The organism is Variovorax sp. 10L426, from assembly GCF_056395305.1.
Window position 1 is genome coordinate 1 of sequence record NZ_JBFTJF010000159.1, and the last position, 352, is coordinate 352.

At 63.9% G+C, this 352-nt stretch carries 1 protein-coding gene; it reads left to right on the top strand.

All coding sequences use genetic code 11. The features are described from left to right. A partial coding sequence (locus AC1DHL_RS30250) for a 4-hydroxylaminobenzoate lyase (protein ID WP_478164400.1) occupies positions 1-312 on the top strand: 312 nt, incomplete at its 5' end. Between the last annotated feature and the right edge of the window lie 40 nt (positions 313-352).

Consider the following 352-nt stretch of genomic DNA (forward strand, 5'->3'; position numbering starts at 1 on the left):
GCGGAGCCCAGTCCGCGCACGCTGCACTTCAGCATCACCGCGGTGTACATGGATAGCACTGGCAATCGCCAGGGCCATGCCGACCATCGCTTCCAGGGGCAATACCACGGTCACCCCTATGGCGAATTTAACATAGTGATCCCGGTCACGCCGGGCGCCGAGCTGAACGGGCCCAACGGCTGGTGCGCGGGCGGCTGGACCGCGCCGGCGCCGGGAAGCTTTCATCATCCGGAAGCCCGGGGTGGCGCGGTAATCGCGCTGTTCTTCCTGCCAAGCGGCCGGATTTCCTACGATCGGATTCCGCAGGAGTAGACATGACTCATACAGCGATGGAATGGCCGCAGGAGACTGT